Source organism: Mesorhizobium sp. M4B.F.Ca.ET.203.01.1.1 (assembly GCF_004791025.1).
GTDB lineage: Bacteria > Pseudomonadota > Alphaproteobacteria > Rhizobiales > Rhizobiaceae > Mesorhizobium > Mesorhizobium abyssinicae.
On the sequence record NZ_SRUO01000053.1, the window covers coordinates 1 to 513 of the forward strand.

At 66.3% G+C, this 513-nt stretch carries 1 protein-coding gene; it reads right to left on the minus strand.

What is annotated here, in order from left to right; genetic code table 11:
• Positions 1–244, minus strand: a 244-nt coding sequence (locus EN846_RS35655; RefSeq protein WP_210236135.1) for an FAD-binding oxidoreductase, incomplete at its 3' end; no start/stop codon positions are given.
• Positions 245–513 lie beyond the last annotated feature (269 nt).

A 513-nucleotide genomic window follows, 5' to 3' on the forward strand; every position in this document is an offset into this window, starting at 1 on the left:
CGACGCTCTTCCGATCTGGATCGATCTCCTCGATCCGGTTCAGCCCGCTAAGATCGCAGATCACCTGACCGGCGGACGTTGACGCCCCGCCCGCCAGCCCCAAGCGCTTGCGAAAGACGCTCGTCGACGACTTCGCCGCCGCCCTTCGCGCCGACTTCCGCGCCCATGGCGCCGGCGTCATCGCCGCGGTCAGGGCCGAAAAGCCCGAGCAGTATCTCAAGGTCGTGTTGACGCTGCTGCCCAAGGATTTTTCGGAAAGTCTCGATGCCAGTGAAAACAGTCTCGACCGGTTGAGCGATGAGGAGATCCGCAGCCGCATCCGCGGCCTCGAAGCGAGCCTCCGGCCATTCCTCGACAGCGGTGCAGATGTATCTGGCGCTGCTCGAGGAGATGGACCGGCGCCGTCGTCGTAACCTCCTTGCCGCCTACGCGCCGTACGAACGGCAGGCAGCGTTTCACGCGGCGGGCGCGACCCACCGCGAGCGCCTGTTCATGGCCGGCAACCAGCCCGGC